This window comes from Peribacillus sp. SIMBA_075 (assembly GCF_046534585.1).
This window is the reverse complement of the sequence record NZ_JAWRYN010000930.1, coordinates 1-260: the sequence shown is the minus strand read 5'-3', so window position 1 is coordinate 260 and position 260 is coordinate 1. Positions and strand designations below refer to the sequence as shown.

The following is a 260-nucleotide window of genomic DNA, read 5'->3' as shown; positions in this document are numbered from 1 at the left end:
CGCATTCGAATCCCCAGTGTAAAATGTGAAAATCCCTACCGTAACTTGCGCTACTGTTGGATTTTCAAGATCGTTTACCCAAGCCTCTCCCATATGTCCTTGTATATAAGACAGTAAAACAACATTATTAAAATCCTTAAACATAGATACTAATTTTTCTCTTGTATGTATATTCGCTTCATATATCATTTACATTCCTGCTTTCGTTAGAATCAATGTACTTCTACTTTTTTTTCATAAGTCCTTTTATTCTACGTATA

At 32.7% G+C, this 260-nt stretch carries 1 protein-coding gene; it reads right to left on the bottom strand.

Annotated elements, in window-relative coordinates:
• Window positions 1-189 (bottom strand): GNAT family N-acetyltransferase (locus SB775_RS30980; RefSeq protein WP_410865103.1); only part of this gene is annotated, 189 nt, incomplete at its 3' end.
• Window positions 190-260 lie beyond the last annotated feature (71 nt).